This is a genomic window from Phycisphaerae bacterium, assembly GCA_035384605.1.
In the GTDB taxonomy this organism is placed as follows: Bacteria; Planctomycetota; Phycisphaerae; order UBA1845; family PWPN01; genus JAUCQB01.
In genome coordinates this window covers 1-16,544 of the sequence record DAOOIV010000032.1, presented here as the reverse complement: position 1 = coordinate 16,544, position 16,544 = coordinate 1, and the positions used below count along the sequence as shown (strand labels likewise).

Sequence of the window (16,544 nt, the reverse complement as noted above, 5' to 3'; positions counted from 1 at the left end):
CAGCAGCATCTCATTTGTCGGATCAGAATATCGCCTGTCGGAATGCTTCGCGGAATCGGCCGATACCGAGGCAGTCATCCCTCAGCCGCCCATCAAGATGGTTTCGGCCTGTTCGACCTGCTCCATGAGGCTCTCGCGGACGGTCATGAAATCCGCCTCTGAAAGCCCGACTGACTGCAAGAGTCCTTCGTCGATTTTCTGGTCGGCGGCCGTGAGGTAGAAACCGACGCTGTCATGGCAACAGAGCGTGTCGGCGATGTGAACAATAACCGGCAGCAGGCGGTTCTCGGCGCTGAGGACGTCGATGCGGTGGTGATAGCCCATGACTGTCTGGAGGCCCCGCGGGAACTTCCACTTGGCGGCCAGGGCGGCTCCGAGGATCTGATGATCCACGCCCAGGATCTCGGTCTCGATCACGTGAAATGCCTGTTCTCGCTTGCCGGCAGTACCAATGATCTCGGCCAACTGCTCGGGATTGGCCTGTCGTTCGATGAGAATGCCAAGGTCGTGGATCAAGCCGGCGAGAAACGCCTCTTCGGCAGAGGATTTCCTGCCGATCATCGTGCAAAACTGGCGGGTGGCCACGGCGACGCCCACGCTGTGTCGCCAGATATCGCGGGCGCTGAATTGATCGCTGATCTTCTCGGCGGTGAACAGGCGGCTGATCGAGGCCGAAATGGCGATATTCTTAACCGCGCTGAGTCCCAGCAAAACGATGGCCCTGTCCAGATCGGATACCTGGCCCGGGAGGCCATAGAACGCCGAGTTGACAACCTTGAGGATTTTCGTGGCCAGCGCCGGATCGTTCTTGATGATATTATGAAGATCGTGAGCGGTGCTCTTGGGATCGTCCACCGCCGCGATGATCTGGGCCGTCACCTCGGGAAGTGTGGCGATGTCCCCGATTTTTCCGAGCATGATCTTGACGACCTGCTCGGGTTCCATGGCGACCGGTGAAGGTGGCATCAGATCGCGTCCTTTTCAGACTAAGGCGGACCGCAACCAAGGCTCGCCGTGGTCCAGAAACATGCGTGCAAAACGCACATCAGTCACGACGGCCGAGACCGATGTTCTGGACGGGCGTTTGCCCGCCCGGTCATCATCGTCGCTCGGACGTCCGGGCTTTAGCTGCAAACCGGCCCTGGCCACTCGAAAATCGGGCCTTGCAGGTGGCGATCGCGACTCTACCTGGCACGGATGCGAGACTGCGCCCACCGGCAGCACTCACTTGTTCCGGTTAGGCCGGCGGCACGGTCTCTCGACCTTGCCAATGCAAAAGTTAGCCTTGTCCGCCGCTGGTGCGGGAACCCATCTTCAACCCTCCTGGGGGGGCCGGTAACGCACCGGCATGCCGGCTTCGCGACGCGGCCGGGGGCCCCACGCCGGTCGGGCGGCCGCGGAATCGGCAAAGGCGCAGACTGGAAGAAGGATCAGAACATCAGGCGTTTTCGTATCAGGCGATCACCCAGACGGAGCCGCCCGAGGATATCCGCAATCCGTTCCCCGGCCCGCCCGTCGCCGTAGACAGACCTTGCCTGAGCGGGACGGGCAGCCGTAGCGGCGCGTGCCACCGCCCTGCGAATTGCCTGGGACCGATCAGGCACATCGACCACCGACGGGCCACACCGAAGACGGCCCTCCTGCCGAGGTCCGATATTTATCGCAGGTACGCCCAAGGTGGCGGACTCGATAATGCCGCTGGAAGAGTTGCCCACCAACACAGCAGCATGCGAGGCAAGCAGCAGATAGTCTTCACGAGGCAACGACCGGAATACCAGCCACTGCCGGCGTTTCTGCCATCGGGCGATCTCGCGGACTATTCCCTTGTGACCCGCGTCGCTGTTCGGAAAGATGATCACTCCGTCAAGATCGGCGGCCTCAACTGACTTCAGCACTCGCCGCATGGTGGCGGCTTCCGCCGAATCGGACCGGCCGATTGGATGCTGGATCACCACGGCATAGGACCGTCCGGCCAGCGGACCGATCAGTTCCTGCAAACGCACGTTCGTGCGTCGGGCACGTTGACCCCACCGTGTATGGAATGCTCGAATGTCGTCAAGCCCGGGCGCCCCAACCAGGTGAATCCGCCAAGGTTCCTCACCCATTCGCCGCAGGCGAAGAACGGCTTCCTGCGAGGCCGCCAGATGAACATGGGCCATGCGACTGATTGCGTCGCGGTAGATGTCGTCCAAGTCGCCCAGTGCCCGGTCGCCGCCGTGGATGTGACACAAGACGCGACGCGCAACAGTAGCCGCACATGCAGCCGCAAAAGCCTCGATCCGGTCTCCCAAGACCAGCGCTACGGGGCAATCAAGCCTGTCGAGAGCCCGGGCAATTCCGGAGATGCCGTGGGCCAAGGCCTCGGGCTCTTCGCTTACGCCGCGACCTGATTGCATGCGCACCGTCGCGTGGACGCGCCAACCGGCTGCCCGAATCTGATCAACCGTCCGGCCGAATTGAGGCAGCAAATGCATGCCGGTGACGATCAGTCGGGGATCGAGACGCGGCCGGCGTTGCATCGCGCGCAGCACGGGCTCGAGAAGACCGAACTCGGCCCGAGTACCGGTCACGACCGCCACGCGAAGATTGCGAGATCGTCGCTTCCGCTCTTGCCTGCGATTCGTGGTCACGAAACCCATTCCCGCTGGATGGCCGTATCGGCCGGAATGTCGACCTTGGCCCGCCGCCCGATGATCGTCTGCAACTCGGATGCCCAAAGCCCCCCACCTGCCCGTTTGATCGTCAGCATTTCGGCATTGAGCACCTCGCCCGCCCGGATGTCTCTCGTCGAGACGATATTGCCGCGAGCCAACCGGCGAACCTCGTCCTCGCACTCCTGCGATCCGACGCTGCCGTCGCCCAAGAGCCTCTCAACGTACCGGATCTGGCGGATGTACTCGGCCATGGCTGTCGGTTCGAGGGAAAATGCATGGTCGGGCCCCGGTCGCGAGCGGTCCAACGTCAGGTGCTTCTCGATGATGCGAGCGCCTGCCGCGGCCGCGTAGCCGCCCATGCTGACACTCTCGGTGTGATCGCTGAAACCTGTGAGACAATCGAACCTGCGAGCCAACGCACCGATCGCTCCGAGGTTGGCCTGTGCTTCCGGAGTGGGGTAACAGCTCACACAATGAAGCAGGGCCAATGGGCCAGCGCCAGGCTGCTTGAATCGTTCGACGGCCCGGGCAATCTCCGCCTCACTAGCGGCCCCGGTTGAGGCTATTACGGGCAATCCGGACGCAACCGCCGCGTCCAGCAGCGGATCGTTGACGATATCGGTCGAAGCCAGCTTGATCGCCTGCACACCGATGGACACGAGGAACTTCAGATCGTCGATGCCGAACGGCGTGGCAAGGAACTCGATGTCGCAGTAACGGGCGTACGCGGACAACTCCGCAAATTGCTCACGCGCCAACTCCAGGCGTGCCAGCATGTCCCGCTGCGTGTCACCCTGAGAGGCCTGTTTCTGGTAGTCAGCCGTGGCCGCCGATTTCGTGACCAAGCGATCGGCGGAGAACAACTGGAATTTCACGGCATCGGCCTCGGCGTTGGCTGCGGCGTGGATCAGTTCGCGCGCGACATCAACGCGGCCGTCGTGATTGACGCCGGCTTCGGCAATCACATACACGGGGCTGCCGTCGCCGACCGTTGCTGGGCCAATCCGGAATGACTTGCGAGCATCATCTGTCATGAGTAACCGTATGGACCGCAGCGGCCGTAAACGGCGGGCGTCGACAGGCCGCTGCCGGGGCGTCGGCAACGGCCGCTTCTCCGCGTGCCCGCAGGATGGCCTCTGCCAGAAACAGGTCGACTCGGGTATCGACGTCCACCGCATCCTCGGGGTTCTGCACGACGGCGCGACGGTCGCGGCCGAAGAAACCGTGTGGGTTCTCGAATGCCTCCGGGGTGAACAGGCTGTCTCGCTTGACGGCGATGACCGCGCCGTCGTGATAGTACAGCGGTTCCAGATCCTGCCGACGGTGAATGGTATTGGGGCGGAACTGGACGAGCTTGTCACCTTCGAGGCGATGAATCCAGTCCGGATGCTGCTTGGTCACGGGGGCGACGGTCCGAACCGAGTCGCAACCCGCGCGAATGAGATGGTCCACGCAACGATCGACGATGCCGGGTGCACGGACCGGGATGTTGCCGTACAAAATGACCACTATGTCGACCTTATGCCGGGTCTGTTGCTCGTAGACCTCGACGGCATGGCGCACAGTGTCAACGACGGAGGCGGTATCGCCGGCCAGTTCGACCGGACGGTCGATCACCCGGATACCTGCCGCCTGCGCGACGCTCTTGGTCGTCGCCGAGTCGGTTGTCAGAACAATGGCACTGACGAGGCGGGCTTCCTGGGCATGCCCGATGGTGTATGAGATCAACGGCCGCCCGCAGAGGGGCAGACTGCACTTGTCGGGCAGGCCCTTGCTGCCAGCCCGGGCCATGATGACTGCAAGCGTATGCACTGATACATAGATCGGCCGATAACCGTCACCTGCTTGAACCCCGGGTCCACTCGCCCTGTCTGCAGGTGGCTCTCAAGGGCCGCCGATACGGTTTTCCAGCTGCAAGACCACGATTGCATCGTCCGCCTGCCGTGCCTCGGGGGTCAGAGTCACATTCGTGGTTTCGTCAGTTTGAACGACAGAAACCCTGCCACCCGTCAGCATCGAAGAACCACGTATTGGGGACGGCAACGCGGGCAGGACAAGCGGGGCAGTGTCCGCTTTCAGCACATGCAAGTCAACCGTAGAGCCCCGGTGTGTGCTCGCACCCCAATCACCCGGCTGGAACGGACCGCCGCGAGTACCTTAGATGCTCTCGCCGTACCTTGCCAGCCACCCGCCGATTTCCTTCAGTTGATCGAGCTGCTGAGGTTCGAAATCACCATCGGGTGTCGGGCTGACATTGAGGGCGAGGTTGCCGTCGCCCCCTGCGCAGCGCACGAGTAACCCGATGCATTCCTTGAATGACTTGATGGGGTTGTTGGGCTTCCAGGACCACTGCATGCCGAGGTTAATACAGGATTCCCACGGCCTGTGAGTCTGGAACTTGCCGATTTTCTGCTCGGGTGTGTCGAAGTCGCCGGGCAGGCGGCAACGGTTACTGATGATGATGTGGGGCAGAAACACGCGAACGAGCTTGAAGAGCGTCGGGGCGTCCCAGTCATCAGCCTTACCTCCCAAGCCGTCGAACCAAAGACCGTGGATCCGGCCGTAGTTGGTCAGCAACTCGCGAATCTGTCCGTGGAGATACTCGATGTAGCGATGATGATGCGCGGTGTGGTAGTCGGGATGATGCCAGTCCGGTTGGGAATCATAGATGAACAGCTTGAGCCCCGACTCCCGGCAAGCCTTGGTTAGGTCGGCCATCACGTCGTGCTGCCATGCCGCCTCGGGGCTGGTGCTCCTGTAGTCTGTGAGCTTTGTATCGTACAGGCAATAGCCGTCGTGGTGCTTGACGAGGAAGATCAAGTACTTCATCCCGGCGTCCTTCGCGGCCTGACACCACAGCCGGGCATCAAACTTCGTCGGCTTCCACTGCCTGTAGAGGTTGTCGTACACCTCAACCGGGATTCCGTTCTTGTTCTCGCCGGCGCCGCGGCGCTCGCCGCCGCGTGACCAGCCGATCTCGGTGCCTTTGAGCGTCACCGGCCCCCAGCAGACGAACAGGCCGAAGCGAGCTTCCCGGCACCACTGCAGGTCCTCGGCCGACGCCTGGAGACAGGTCTTGTCCTCCTGCGTTGTCTGCGCGAGCTTCACCGGCACACTTGCCATGACCGAAACACCAACCAGCACCGTCCACGTCACCTTGTTTGTCATGTTCATTTCAGGATCCTCGTGGTTTGTTCTGCCGATGACCACGCCAACATCGTCTTCGATTTGCTGACAGCCGCTTCTCAGCGTGACCGATGTCCTGTCCCGTCGCGACGCACGGCTTTCGTTTTCCTCGCCCCCTTCACGTCGTTCATGCCCAGCTCCCTGCCGGCCAAGCATTGTGGCGCCCGATATCAATGGGTAGACTCCGCATCCACAGACATGTTGGTAACGGCCCAGAGCTCGGAGACCATTCTTGTGAGTCATGCCCAAGTCAAGATCGACCGCATCATGGCTGCGTTGGAGCATCGGGAGACCGATCGCGTTCCGGTCGGCGAGTTCTTCTGGACCAACTTCATCCGCCGGGCCAGGCGCGAGGGCAAGATCGGCGACGGCTTCGACCCCTACCGCCACTGGGACCTGGACATGGTGGTCATCACGCCCAACATGGACCCACACCTGACAGGCATCCAGATCGTCCGCGAGACACAGGAGATCAGAACTGTCAAGACGGGTTTCGGGGCGACGATCGAAGTGCACGCCTCCTGCCCCATGCCGATGTACGTGGACTTCGCGCACACGAGTTTCGAGCAGATGGAGGCCCTGCGGTTCGACGATCCGCACGATGAGCGGCGTTATTTCGCGGCCTTGGACGACCAGATCAACTCGGTGGGCGACAGCCTCAATCTCAACTTGCCACCCTGGATTGACCGGGTCAAAGCTTACGCCGATGACTTCTGCGTTTTTGGAGCGGTGTGCGAGCCGCACGAGATGCTCTGGCGGATCATCGGGACCGAAAACGCCCTGTACAAGATGGCCGAGGAGCCTGAGCGGCTGGCCCGGTTCATCGAGCGGTTGGGCGACTTTCTGGTGGGCATTGCCGAGGCTGAGATTGCCGCGGCGAAGGGTCGGCTGACCGGCCTCTACATCTGGGGCGACATCGCTTACACACGAGGGATGTTTTTCTCGCCCGACTACTGGCGAAGCGTATACAAGCCGCAGCTCAAGCGGCTGTGCGACGTGGCTCGCGCGGCCGGGCTGAAAACCATCTACCACGGCTGCGGAAACGCGTCGGTCATCTACGAAGATATGATCGAAGCCGGCGTCGACGGCTACAACCCGCTGGAAGCCAAGGCGGGCCTGGATGTGGTAGAGCTCAAGAGACAGTACGGCCGTCGATGGGCGTTCAACGGGAATATCGACGTACGGGTGCTTGCGACCAATGACCGCGAGCAGATCCGCCGGGAGGTCCTTCGCAAGCTGAACGCGGCCAAGGGCGGCGGCTACATCATGCAGTCGGATCACAGCGTGCCGGACAGCGTGTCTTTCGACAGCTATGATTATGCTGTTCGGCTTGCGCAGGAATATGGCCGTTATCCTCTGCAACTGGGCGAGTGCGACGAGGCGATTTAGCATGAACCGTTACGGCATGGTCATCAAGGTCAAACCCGAGGGGTTGGAGGAGTACAAGCGGCTGCATGCGGCCGTGTGGCCCGACGTGCTGAAGATGATCAGCGCGTGCAACATCCGCAACTACTCGATCTTCCACAAGGACGGCTACCTGTTCAGCTACTTCGAATACGTGGGTACCGACTTTGCGGCGGACATGGCCAGGATGGCTGCAGATCCGACGACACAACAATGGTGGGCGGTGTGCATGCCTTGCCAGGAGCCGCTGCCGACCCGCGTCAACGGCGAGTGGTGGGCAAAGATGGAGGAGATCTTCCATTGGGATTGACCTCGCGTGAACGAGTGCTGGCGGCCTTTGACCACGTGGAGCCGGACCACGTCCCGGCCTGGTGTGGTTCGTCCCCGGAATTCTGGGCCAAGGCCAAGAAGCAACTCGGCTTGGACGATGAGGCCCTTCGCATTCGATTCGGTGATGATTTTCGCCGGGTCTGGACCAGGTACGTCGGGCCGGAGGTGCATCTGCAACCCGGTGCGATCTATGCCACGCCCTTCGGAATCCAACGGCATGGCATGGGCTACGGTCAACCGATGAGTCACCCGCTGGCCGAAGCGACCATCGAGCAGATCCATGATTATCCCTGGCCCCAGCCGGACTGGATGGACGTCTCGGCCATCCGCGACGAGGCCCTGCGGTACAACCGGCAGTACGCGATCCTCGGCGGCGACTGGTCGCCTTTCTGGCACGATGCCATCGACCTGCTGGGTATGGAGAATCTCATGCTGCGGATGTACGACGAGCCCGATGCGGTTCACACCGTCTTCCGGCATATCGTGGACTATTACGCAGCGGTCAGCGAACGCATTTTCGAGGCCGCGGGTGATGTGATCGACATCTTCTTCATCGGCAACGACTTTGGCAGCCAGACCGGACCGCTGCTCAGCGAAGGCCTATTCCGGCAGTTCTGCCTGCCCCACCTGCGGCGGCTGGTCGAGTTGGGCCATTCGTACGGCCTCAAGGTCATGTTGCACTGCTGCGGTGGGTTTGCCCCGCTGATCCCGGCGATGATCGAGATCGGCTTGGACGGCCTGCACGCCGTCCAGCCGTCTTGCCACGGCATGGACCTGGGGGCACTCAAGAAGAAATACGGCCGCAAGATGGTCTTCAACGGGGCGATCGACTCGCACCACATCCTCATCAACGGCACACCCGAGACCGTTCGCCACAAGACGCGCGAGGTGCTGGAGATCATGAAGCCCGGCGGCGGCTACATCGCCGGAGCGAGCCATGATTCGATTCTCGAAGAAACACCGGTCGAAAACGTAGTGGCAATGTTCGACGCGATAAGGGAATTCGGCGCGTACCGGTGAGGCGTCGCGGCCCGCAGACAACCTGGTCCGCGAGCGCGGACCGTGGGGAACGAGGAATGATGAATGCAGAATTGAGAACGGGACTCGTTTTGTCGCGAGAGTCGCAGCACCTTGTTGCGAGCCGCAACGAAAGCATGCGTTGACACAGAAACATGCACGCAGGATGCACACCAGTTTCGAGGAAAGAGACTATTTGGCGAATACGAGTCGCGGGTCCGCAGCCAACTATGGAGCGAGACCTGCCTTGCCTGCTGCGTCCAGACGTTGGAGGGCGAATGCGCAACCGGCCAGAGAGCAGGACGTCTAGGGTGTTGCGTCCATGATTTGGCGCATCCGGTTGATGAGGTCGTGGGCGCGATCCTGGGTGGGAGCCTCAGCGATGATTCGGACGATGGGCTCGGTGTTTGAACCGCGGATGTGAACCCAGCCATCGGGATAATCGACGCGAACACCGTCGATGTCGTTGATCTGCCCATCGCAACATTGCGTCCGCACGGCGTCGAGGATGCGCTCGACCCGCTCCTTGGGGCAGTCGAATTTCTGCTTGATCATGACGTAGCGCGGAATATCGGCCACAAGTTGGCTGATGGTCTTGCCGGTGAGGGTCATGAGCTGCAGCGTGAGGGCCATAGCCACCAGGCTGTCGCGAACGGGACCGACGCGAAGATCGATGATGCCGCCATTACCCTCGCCGCCAAACTGGCAGCCGTGATCCTTCATGACGGCAACGACATTGGCCTCGCCGACCGGCGAGCGATAGACACGACATGCTCCCCCTGCCTGGGCGGCCACGTCGTCGATCATGCGGGAGGTCGAAAGGTTGGCCGCGGCCGGTCCGGGATGGGCGGCGAACATGTACCTTGCCGCCAAAGCCAGCGTGTACTCTTCCCCGATATAGATGCCGTTCTCGTCGACGATCGCCAGGCGATCGGCATCGGGATCCTGGGCGAAACCTGCGATGGCTTGCTTCTCTCGGACGGCATCGCACAGTTGGGCAAGGTTCTCAGCGAGGGGCTCGGGCGCATGGGCAAAGCGGCCGTTGGCTTCGGCGTTGATGTGAACCACTTCGCAGCCAAGGTTGTCCAACAACATCTTGCCCTCGACGCCGCCGGCCCCGTTGATGCTGTCCAGGACGACACGGTACTCCTTTGCCGAGATCAACTTGCGATCAACCAGCGACAGGACGGCCTCGACGTGAGCATTGGCCGCCGACGGATCGCTCTGGGGTGTGCTCAGGTGCTCGACGCCGGCAAGTGTAAAAGCCTTAAGGTCGTATATGCCGAAGATCTTCGCGGCTTGCTCCGGCGGCGGGGCCAGGCCCTCGCTGGTGAGGAACTTGATGCCGTTCCACATGACCGGATTGTGGCTGGCAGTAATCACGACGCCGCCGTTGGCCGAATGGCGCCGTACCATCATGGCGGTCGCGGGGGTGCTGGCTATTCCCAGGAGAATGACATCGCAACCGGCAGCCAGCAGGCCGGAGACAACGCCTTGCTGCACCATCGCCCCGCTCGGACGGCTGTCTCGTCCGACAACCACCTTGCCACCGCGGAGGTACGTCCCGAATGCGCAGCCTAGCTCGGCGGCCAGCGTGGGCGTCAGCATTTCGCCAATGACGCCGCGCACTCCCGAAACAGTCATCATCAGCCGCATCAGCGAATGTTCCCTACTTGGCGTCGTACCAGAACCTTGCGAAGCAGAAGGTAGTTCCGGCTTTCGTAGGTGGTCACTTCTCCGCTTACGATGAAAACCGGCGCCTGCGTTCCGCCTCTCGACAGAGAGATTGCGGATTCAAGCAGTCGACTGGGCAGAAGCCTGATCGGTTGATCCGCGGCTTGCCGGCCGCGATTCTCAAAGACCAGCGTCCACCACTTGTCGCCGGGGACCACGCGTCCGACGCGATCCACGAGCATGGCCCGCTCGGGCAACAGGCCGGCCGCGGCACCGGGGTCTTCGGGGCGAGACTCCGTCGTCACCGCCCGTCCGTCGTCGCCCTGAATGATCTGGGTCAGTTGCGGCAAGGCTACCGAGCGGCGCGTAGGCCGTGAGAGCAGTTGCCTAAGAATCTCCTCGGCGGTCGGTTCTCGGTCTCGGGTCGCGTCTGCCGGCGTCGATTGTGGGGCGGCTTCCGCGGGGGCGCCGGCCTCGGCGCCGTCGGCACAAACCTCCTCAATATTCTCAAGCAGGATATAATTGGCGCCCATGAACTCGGTGATTCGCCCGGTCATGAGGAAGCTCGTCGGCGGCGGCGACTGCTTCAGCACCGCCCGGAGCATGGAAAGCTGCTGGTTGGGCAGTATGCGCAGAGGCGGGCCGTCGGGCAGATCGGTCGACTTTCGCAGGTGGGCAATGAGCCAGTCACCCTCAGTCTCGATCCGGGCCTCGCGTGAGGCGACGACATAACCTTCGGGAAGAAGAGGCGTTTCGGGGACGATCTGCTTGCGGGCGCCCTGTGAGCGGTCCTCCGCGGGGCGGCCGACCTCACCCGGGGTGCTGGGCAGCAGAATCACACTTCGCCGCGAGTCGTCGAAGAGCTCCTCGGGTATCTTCTCCACGCGTGAGTAGGTCGGCTGGGAAACCGGGACCGGGGCGTCCGCTTTGCGAGTTGTCTGTCCGGCCGCAAACGAGCCAAAGACCGAACAGGTCGCCGCGACCCATCCCATCCTGTGAGCCAACCCGTGACCGTGCGTACCGCGACAAACCATAACGACGCCTCCCGTCGGCCGCGATCCCGAACCCAAGCGTATCCTATCATCGGAAGACGAGTTACCGCAAGACAAGCAGAAAACGCGCGATGCGATCACACGAGACGGATTGCCGCCAACTTCAGTCAGGCACCTCGGCCAAGACTGTTGAGCAGGCAACGCAGTTCGGCCGGGGAAGACACGGGGACGTGACAGGTCCGGCCGTGGCAGACATGGGCTGAAGCCTTGCCGTCCAAGAGCGTCTTGCCCTCCAGGGCGGGCACTTGTTGCCGTGGAACCGCTGGATGCTCGCTGGGATCCTTGACGAGGACAATCCGCGCAGGGTCGTAGCCTTCGCGGGTCACGGCGATCAACTCTTTCGTGGCAGCGTCACGACGGTCGCCCACGATGACGATTTCGGTGCTCGGGGAGCAGAGCAGGTCCACTGCAGCCAATAGTCGTTCATGGCCAAACGGACCGTGGTGCAGGTCCCCGGCCACTGCGCGAACTGATTGCTCGGCTTTTACACGCAGATCATCTTCGTCAAGGATCGCCGCCAGCCGCAGCAGGTTCATGATTGCGACCGAGTTGCCCGATGGAATGGCACCGTCGCGAAAGTCCTTTGTACGGACGAAAAGCCTCTCGGCATCGGATGGGGTGAAGTAGCAGGCCCCCTCACGGTCATCCCAGAACAGCCGCAGCATCTCATCGTTGATTTGAGCTGCTCGCTCAAGCCATCGCCAGTCAAGCGTCGCCTGGTGCAGCTCGAGAAGCGCCTCAACGAGGAACGCGTAGTCGTCGAGGTACGCCGGCGTATGGGCCTTGCCGTTGCGCCAGGTCCGAAGCAATCGACCATCAGCGATCAGATTGGTCAAGATGAATTCCGCCGCTGTCGCCGCAGCATCCGCGTAGCGTGGCTCGCTGAGGACTTCCGCGGCCCGGGCCAGTGATGTGATCACCAGAGCATTCCACGCGGTCAGGGTCTTATCGTCGAGAGCCGGGGGAACACGTTGCCTGCGGGCCAAGAGGAGCTTCTCGCGGGCGATCCGGAGCATCCGGCTCAACTGTGTCTCACTGATGCCATACAGCCGAGCGACTACGTCTGGGGCTCGTTGAACATTCAGGATGTTGGCGCCTTCCCAGTTGCCCTGCTCGGTTACATTGTAATAGGTGCAGAAGACCTCGCCCTCATGTTCCCCGAGAACCGCCATGATTTCCGACTTCGTCCAGACGTAGTACTTGCCCTCTATGCCTTCGCTGTCGGCGTCCCATGCTGAGTAGAAGGCTCCCTCAGGAGACCTCATGTCCGCCAGCACGTAGTCAAGAATCCGGGACGCGACGTCGGCGTATCGCCGGTCGCCGGTCACCTGAAACGCTTCCAGGTAGACTCCGCTGACCAGCGCCTGGTCGTAGAGCATCTTCTCGAAGTGCGGCACGAGCCAGCTCGGGTCGGTGCTGTACCGAGCGATCCCGCCGGCGAGATGATCGTAGATTCCACCGTTGGCCATCTTGTCCAACGTGAGGGTCACTCGTTCCAGGAGAATCGGATCGGGACGTCCTCGACGGCACGAATGCACGTATTCGCGGAGCATCAGGCTCATGGCGATCGACGGTGGGAACTTGTTTGTCCCGCCGCCGCTGATGCCGCCCTGAACGGGGTCAAATGCGGAAGCGAGCGCGGCGGCCGCCGAACTGACCATGTCGGCGGTGATGGCGGTGTCCAGGGGTGCGGGCCGGCTGAGCTGCCGGACGCCTTCGACCAACGATGCGGCCGCACGGCGGATTTCATTGCGATCGTCGTGCCAGAGACCGGCGATTCGCCTCAGCAGATCCGCAAACCCGATTCTTCCGTAACGCGATGTTGGCGGATAGTAGGTCCCGGCGAAGAAAGGCGTCTGATCGTCGGGAAGGAGGAACACGCTCATCGGCCAGCCGCCGTTGCCTTGGTTGCACAGCAACGTGGCCTTCATGTAGAGATCATCGAGGTCCGGACGTTGTTCACGATCAACCTTGATGGAAACGAAGTGCTCATTCAGGATGGCGGCGATGGCCGGGTTCTCAAAACTCTCCTGCTCCATGACATGGCACCAGTGGCACGCGGCGTAGCCGCTGCTCAGGAAGATCGGCTTGTCTTCCCGGCGTGCTTTTTCCAAGGCCTCGGTGCCCCAAGGGAACCAGTCCACAGGATTGCGGGCGTGCTGGAGCAGATACGGGCTGGTAGAGTCAGCCAGTCGGTTTGCCCTTGCAGCAGCCTGCGAGGCGGTTCTATCGGTCATGAAGTCTCCCGCTTGTTTTTCGTATGATCGTGATCATTGTAGGGCTCAAGACCGGCCGCGACGACCGCCGAGGCCAAGGGCGTGCGGGGGCGTGGAAAGCAGGAGTGAGCTGCCGGCCTTGAGGCCGGGCGCCGCGGAAAGCCGCAAATCCCTGCCGCGTTGCTAGCGACTCTCGGGCCGGCCAACCATCAGAAGCGATTGACCAAACGGTAACGGCAACAGCCGTTCGAAGGCATCGATGAAGGGGACCAGCCGGTTGAAGAGTCGAGCGGATTGCAGGTTGATTTGTTGGCGGCGCAGGCACCGTCCTTCCCAGAACCAGCCGAAGTAGCCGATCGCATTCATGTAGCGGCCGTAGGTCGGGAGCAGGCCGGCCTTGCTGAAAACGGCGGCCAGGCTTTTGTGGTTGTAGCGACGGCAGTGACCAAAAGCGCGGTCCAACTCGCCGTAGATGCTCATGTGAGCCGGTACCAGAATGACCACCCTACCGTGCGGTCCGCACAACAGGCGCATGGTGTTCAAAGCGCCGACGTCATCCTCAATATGCTCCAGGACGTTCATGCAAAGGACCGTGTCGAACGCGCCGGCCGGCACTGTCTCGTTTGGGCAATCCTGTAGAACGCCGTTGAAAAACCGGGTGTTCAGATGGTCGCGGAATCGCTCCGTACTCTGCCGGAGTGACGCGGCCAACGGTTCGATGCCCACGACCTGCCGGCGGTTGAGCAGGAACTGGGTGATGTTCCCTATTCCGCATCCCACCTCACACACCGTCTCGCCGACAAAGGGGCGGACTTTGTTGAACAACCAGTGGTTGTAGTTGTAGAGCTCGCTGAGGACTTCAAGACTGGTATGCACCTCGGCGGGCGCACCCGCAATGTCGGCCGCGGACGACGCGACAGACAAGGGAGTCGCCTCCAGCTCCTGCGGGCAGACTGTATCTGCGGTTGCTTGCACGCTTTCCTCTATCGGCGACTTGGCAGCCCAGGTCCGGTTATGGTGCCGCCGGCAACCTGCGGCCTGTTCCAACCCTTCCAAGATCACTATACATTCAGCCGGGCAAGACAAAGGTGCAGACAGTCACACCATCATCCGATAACGGCCGGGGGCCACAGAAGCCGGCGGGCCGTCCGATAACCATGAGCATGGCGACGTTACCAGATCGCGATCTTCCCCTCCTGCACGCCGAGCCTGCGATGCGACACCCTGTTAGCAAGTTGGCGGCAACGGCCCTGAAAGCCGCCCTTCCGCTGACCTTATGCCTGATGATTGCCGGCCTCTTGCGAGGATGGGGCTCGGGCGCCTCGTTCGAGTCCTCGGATCAGGCGATGATGCCGTACCTTGTCAGGCACAGCTTCGGGGCTACCTGGGTTTTCGCTCACAGCTACGGTCCCGTACCAGTCATCGTACATGCATCGGTGGCAAGAATACTCTCCCACCTTGGCATTCCGATGGACGAAGCGGTCTCGCGGCTGCCGGTCGCGGTTCTGAGCATTACGCAGGTATTCCTGGCGTATCTGCTGATGCGACGGCTGCATTGTACACGCAACCTGGCAACGGCGGCGAGCCTGGTATGTGCTCTCCTGCCCCCGCTGGTCACTGACGGTCACTATGCCTGGGGATATCTGACGATCTGGCTGCTGTTCGGCACCACGGCGCTCTGGGCGGCACTGGCTTACATGGATGACAGGCAGACGTGGCATCTGTCGGTTGCTTCTTTCTCGCTTTTTGCGCATTGCCTGAGCAACTGCTTCGTTTTCGGTGTACCTCTGACGTTGCTGATAATCTGGGTGACCGTCATCCGACGTGCGAAGCAAGCACGCCGCCGAGTCATTAACGATGCGTTGTTCGGGTTCGCGCTGCCGTGCCTAGCGGCTTTCGCCGTTGCGGTGATGTGCCGGCTTGGGACCGGCGGCGGGCAAATCGGTCGGCTGTTAGCGAAGCAACATGCCGGCGTGATGGGCTGGAGTCCGACAGGAATGCTCAAATGGCTGGCCATCTGGTCAAGCCAGTATGGCTACTTGTTTGTGGTGCCGGCCACGGCCGGTCTGTTCCACGGTGTGGTTTTGGCCAAACGGGGTGACCGACGGGGCCTGCTGGCAATCTGGGCATATACTGCCTTCCTCCCTCTCTTGTTGCTCAGCAACCCGAGCCGAATCGGCTATCCTGGTGCCTATCTCATGGAGCCGGTTTTCGCCGGCGGCATGCTGGCGGTCGTCCTGTTCGATCATCTCTGGAATACCCTGTCTCGCCGAACTCTCATCCTCAAGACCGCCTTTGTGGCAGCGTGCCTTCTGAGCATCGCCCATCTCGGCTTCGGTTCCATTGACTCCTGCCTGGCCGGCAGTCGATTTCGACACTGGACGGGCGTCACCACCGGCTGGGGGAGCCTGACACCGGATTCAGGCATCAAGGCCGCGGGCTGGTATGTTCGACAGTACGTGCCGCCTGACGCGGTCATCATGCCGCTGCACACCAACCGCGGCATGGAAGCCCCGGTGGCCGAGTACTACCTTGGCCGTCGCGTCCTCGCGGCGATGGACGTCAATGCCGACCACCTCAAACCGCTGCTTGCCGCAGTTGTCGATCACGTCGATCTTGTGATCGCCGAACCAGAGTACCGAGAGATGATTGAGAAGTCTGGTGATTTTGTCGCGGTATGCACATTCACCCGGAACGGGCAAGCCGTGCGGATGATCTATGCTCGGCCGGCCATGCAGTTACCAGAAATGGTCCAGGACGTCGCGGTTGTCAATCCCCAGTACGATCGGCTCTTCGCGCCCAGCCGTGTTCCGTTGCCACTGCCCGCGGCGCCGGCCTACAAGGCCAAGATGGACATCTATCTTCGGGCCCTGCGCCATCTCAAGAGCGGGCGGGCACCCGGTCCGGAATCTGGACCAGCCCAGTAAAGCACCGTCCAAGCCGCTCGAACGAAACGGGAGATAGTCTCGAAATCTGTGGAAATTGACAAGAGCGGGGCATCCTCCATAAGT

Annotated in this window: 13 protein-coding genes; 4 read left to right on the top strand and 9 right to left on the bottom strand. The window is 61.8% G+C overall.

The window, feature by feature from the left end:
• Positions 1 to 81 precede the first annotated feature (81 nt).
• The 5 genes from PLL20_09365 to PLL20_09345 all read right to left on the bottom strand — a co-directional run bounded on the left by PLL20_09365 (position 82) and on the right by PLL20_09345 (position 5,828).
• Positions 82 to 966, bottom strand: coding sequence for an HDOD domain-containing protein (locus tag PLL20_09365; protein HPD30191.1), 885 nt, complete (start codon positions 964 to 966; stop codon positions 82 to 84).
• 464 nt (positions 967 to 1,430) lie between these two features.
• Positions 1,431 to 2,630, bottom strand: coding sequence for a UDP-N-acetylglucosamine 2-epimerase (neuC, locus tag PLL20_09360; GenBank protein HPD30190.1), 1,200 nt, complete (start codon positions 2,628 to 2,630; stop codon positions 1,431 to 1,433).
• Positions 2,627 to 3,688: an N-acetylneuraminate synthase family protein gene (locus PLL20_09355; protein HPD30189.1), complete on the bottom strand. Its 1,062-nt coding sequence runs from the start codon at positions 3,686 to 3,688 to the stop codon at positions 2,627 to 2,629. Before PLL20_09355 ends, neuC begins: the two co-directional genes overlap by 4 nt.
• Entirely contained in the window at positions 3,678 to 4,445 is a 768-nt protein-coding gene (locus PLL20_09350) for an acylneuraminate cytidylyltransferase family protein (protein HPD30188.1), read from the bottom strand. The genes PLL20_09355 and PLL20_09350 overlap by 11 nt, the downstream gene beginning before the upstream one ends.
• A gap of 366 nt (positions 4,446 to 4,811) precedes the next feature.
• The gene (locus tag PLL20_09345; GenBank protein HPD30187.1) at positions 4,812 to 5,828 is read right to left on the bottom strand and encodes an alpha-L-fucosidase; all 1,017 of its coding nucleotides are present in this window, start codon (positions 5,826 to 5,828) and stop codon (positions 4,812 to 4,814) included.
• 246 nt (positions 5,829 to 6,074) lie between these two features.
• Between PLL20_09345 and PLL20_09340 the strand changes: the two genes are divergently transcribed.
• Genes PLL20_09340 through PLL20_09330 form a run of 3 tightly spaced genes read left to right on the top strand, consistent with a single transcriptional unit; the run spans position 6,075 to position 8,594 of the window.
• Entirely contained in the window at positions 6,075 to 7,229 is a 1,155-nt protein-coding gene (locus tag PLL20_09340) for a uroporphyrinogen decarboxylase family protein (GenBank protein ID HPD30186.1), read from the top strand.
• Between the two features lies 1 nt (position 7,230).
• Positions 7,231 to 7,554, top strand: coding sequence for an L-rhamnose mutarotase (locus PLL20_09335; protein HPD30185.1), 324 nt, complete (start codon positions 7,231 to 7,233; stop codon positions 7,552 to 7,554).
• Positions 7,545 to 8,594 (top strand): uroporphyrinogen decarboxylase family protein, encoded by a 1,050-nt coding sequence (locus tag PLL20_09330; protein HPD30184.1) that lies wholly within the window; start codon positions 7,545 to 7,547, stop codon positions 8,592 to 8,594. The genes PLL20_09335 and PLL20_09330 overlap by 10 nt, the downstream gene beginning before the upstream one ends.
• A gap of 303 nt (positions 8,595 to 8,897) precedes the next feature.
• Here PLL20_09330 and glmM read toward each other — a convergent pair whose 3' ends face one another.
• The 4 genes from glmM to PLL20_09310 form a co-directional block, all read right to left on the bottom strand.
• Entirely contained in the window at positions 8,898 to 10,238 is a 1,341-nt protein-coding gene (gene glmM / locus PLL20_09325; GenBank protein HPD30183.1) for a phosphoglucosamine mutase, read from the bottom strand.
• Between the two features lie 8 nt (positions 10,239 to 10,246).
• Positions 10,247 to 11,299, bottom strand: a complete 1,053-nt coding sequence (locus PLL20_09320; GenBank protein ID HPD30182.1) for a hypothetical protein — start codon at positions 11,297 to 11,299, stop codon at positions 10,247 to 10,249.
• A gap of 125 nt (positions 11,300 to 11,424) precedes the next feature.
• The gene (locus PLL20_09315; protein ID HPD30181.1) at positions 11,425 to 13,554 is read right to left on the bottom strand and encodes a thioredoxin domain-containing protein; all 2,130 of its coding nucleotides are present in this window, start codon (positions 13,552 to 13,554) and stop codon (positions 11,425 to 11,427) included.
• 162 nt (positions 13,555 to 13,716) lie between these two features.
• On the bottom strand, positions 13,717 to 14,508 hold the full coding sequence (locus PLL20_09310; protein ID HPD30180.1) for a class I SAM-dependent methyltransferase: 792 nt from the start codon (positions 14,506 to 14,508) through the stop codon (positions 13,717 to 13,719).
• A 188-nt stretch (positions 14,509 to 14,696) separates the two neighbouring features.
• Here PLL20_09310 and PLL20_09305 point away from each other — a divergent pair, with 188 nt between their 5' ends.
• The gene (locus PLL20_09305; protein HPD30179.1) at positions 14,697 to 16,460 is read left to right on the top strand and encodes a hypothetical protein; all 1,764 of its coding nucleotides are present in this window, start codon (positions 14,697 to 14,699) and stop codon (positions 16,458 to 16,460) included.
• Positions 16,461 to 16,544 lie beyond the last annotated feature (84 nt).

Excerpts from the sequence above, each read along its gene's own strand:
- PLL20_09315 (HPD30181.1), bottom strand. The coding sequence starts at position 13,554 with ATGACCGATAGAACCGCCTCGCAGGCTGCTGCAAGGGCAAACCGACTG.
- PLL20_09355 (HPD30189.1), bottom strand. The coding sequence starts at position 3,688 with ATGACAGATGATGCTCGCAAGTCATTCCGGATTGGCCCAGCAACGGTC.
- PLL20_09350 (HPD30188.1), bottom strand. The coding sequence starts at position 4,445 with ATGGCCCGGGCTGGCAGCAAGGGCCTGCCCGACAAGTGCAGTCTGCCC.
- PLL20_09320 (HPD30182.1), bottom strand. The coding sequence starts at position 11,299 with ATGGTTTGTCGCGGTACGCACGGTCACGGGTTGGCTCACAGGATGGGA.
- PLL20_09365 (HPD30191.1), bottom strand. The coding sequence starts at position 966 with ATGCCACCTTCACCGGTCGCCATGGAACCCGAGCAGGTCGTCAAGATC.
- PLL20_09345 (HPD30187.1), bottom strand. The coding sequence starts at position 5,828 with ATGAACATGACAAACAAGGTGACGTGGACGGTGCTGGTTGGTGTTTCG.
- PLL20_09305 (HPD30179.1), top strand. The coding sequence starts at position 14,697 with ATGGCGACGTTACCAGATCGCGATCTTCCCCTCCTGCACGCCGAGCCT.
- PLL20_09335 (HPD30185.1), top strand. The coding sequence starts at position 7,231 with ATGAACCGTTACGGCATGGTCATCAAGGTCAAACCCGAGGGGTTGGAG.
- glmM (HPD30183.1), bottom strand. The coding sequence starts at position 10,238 with ATGATGACTGTTTCGGGAGTGCGCGGCGTCATTGGCGAAATGCTGACG.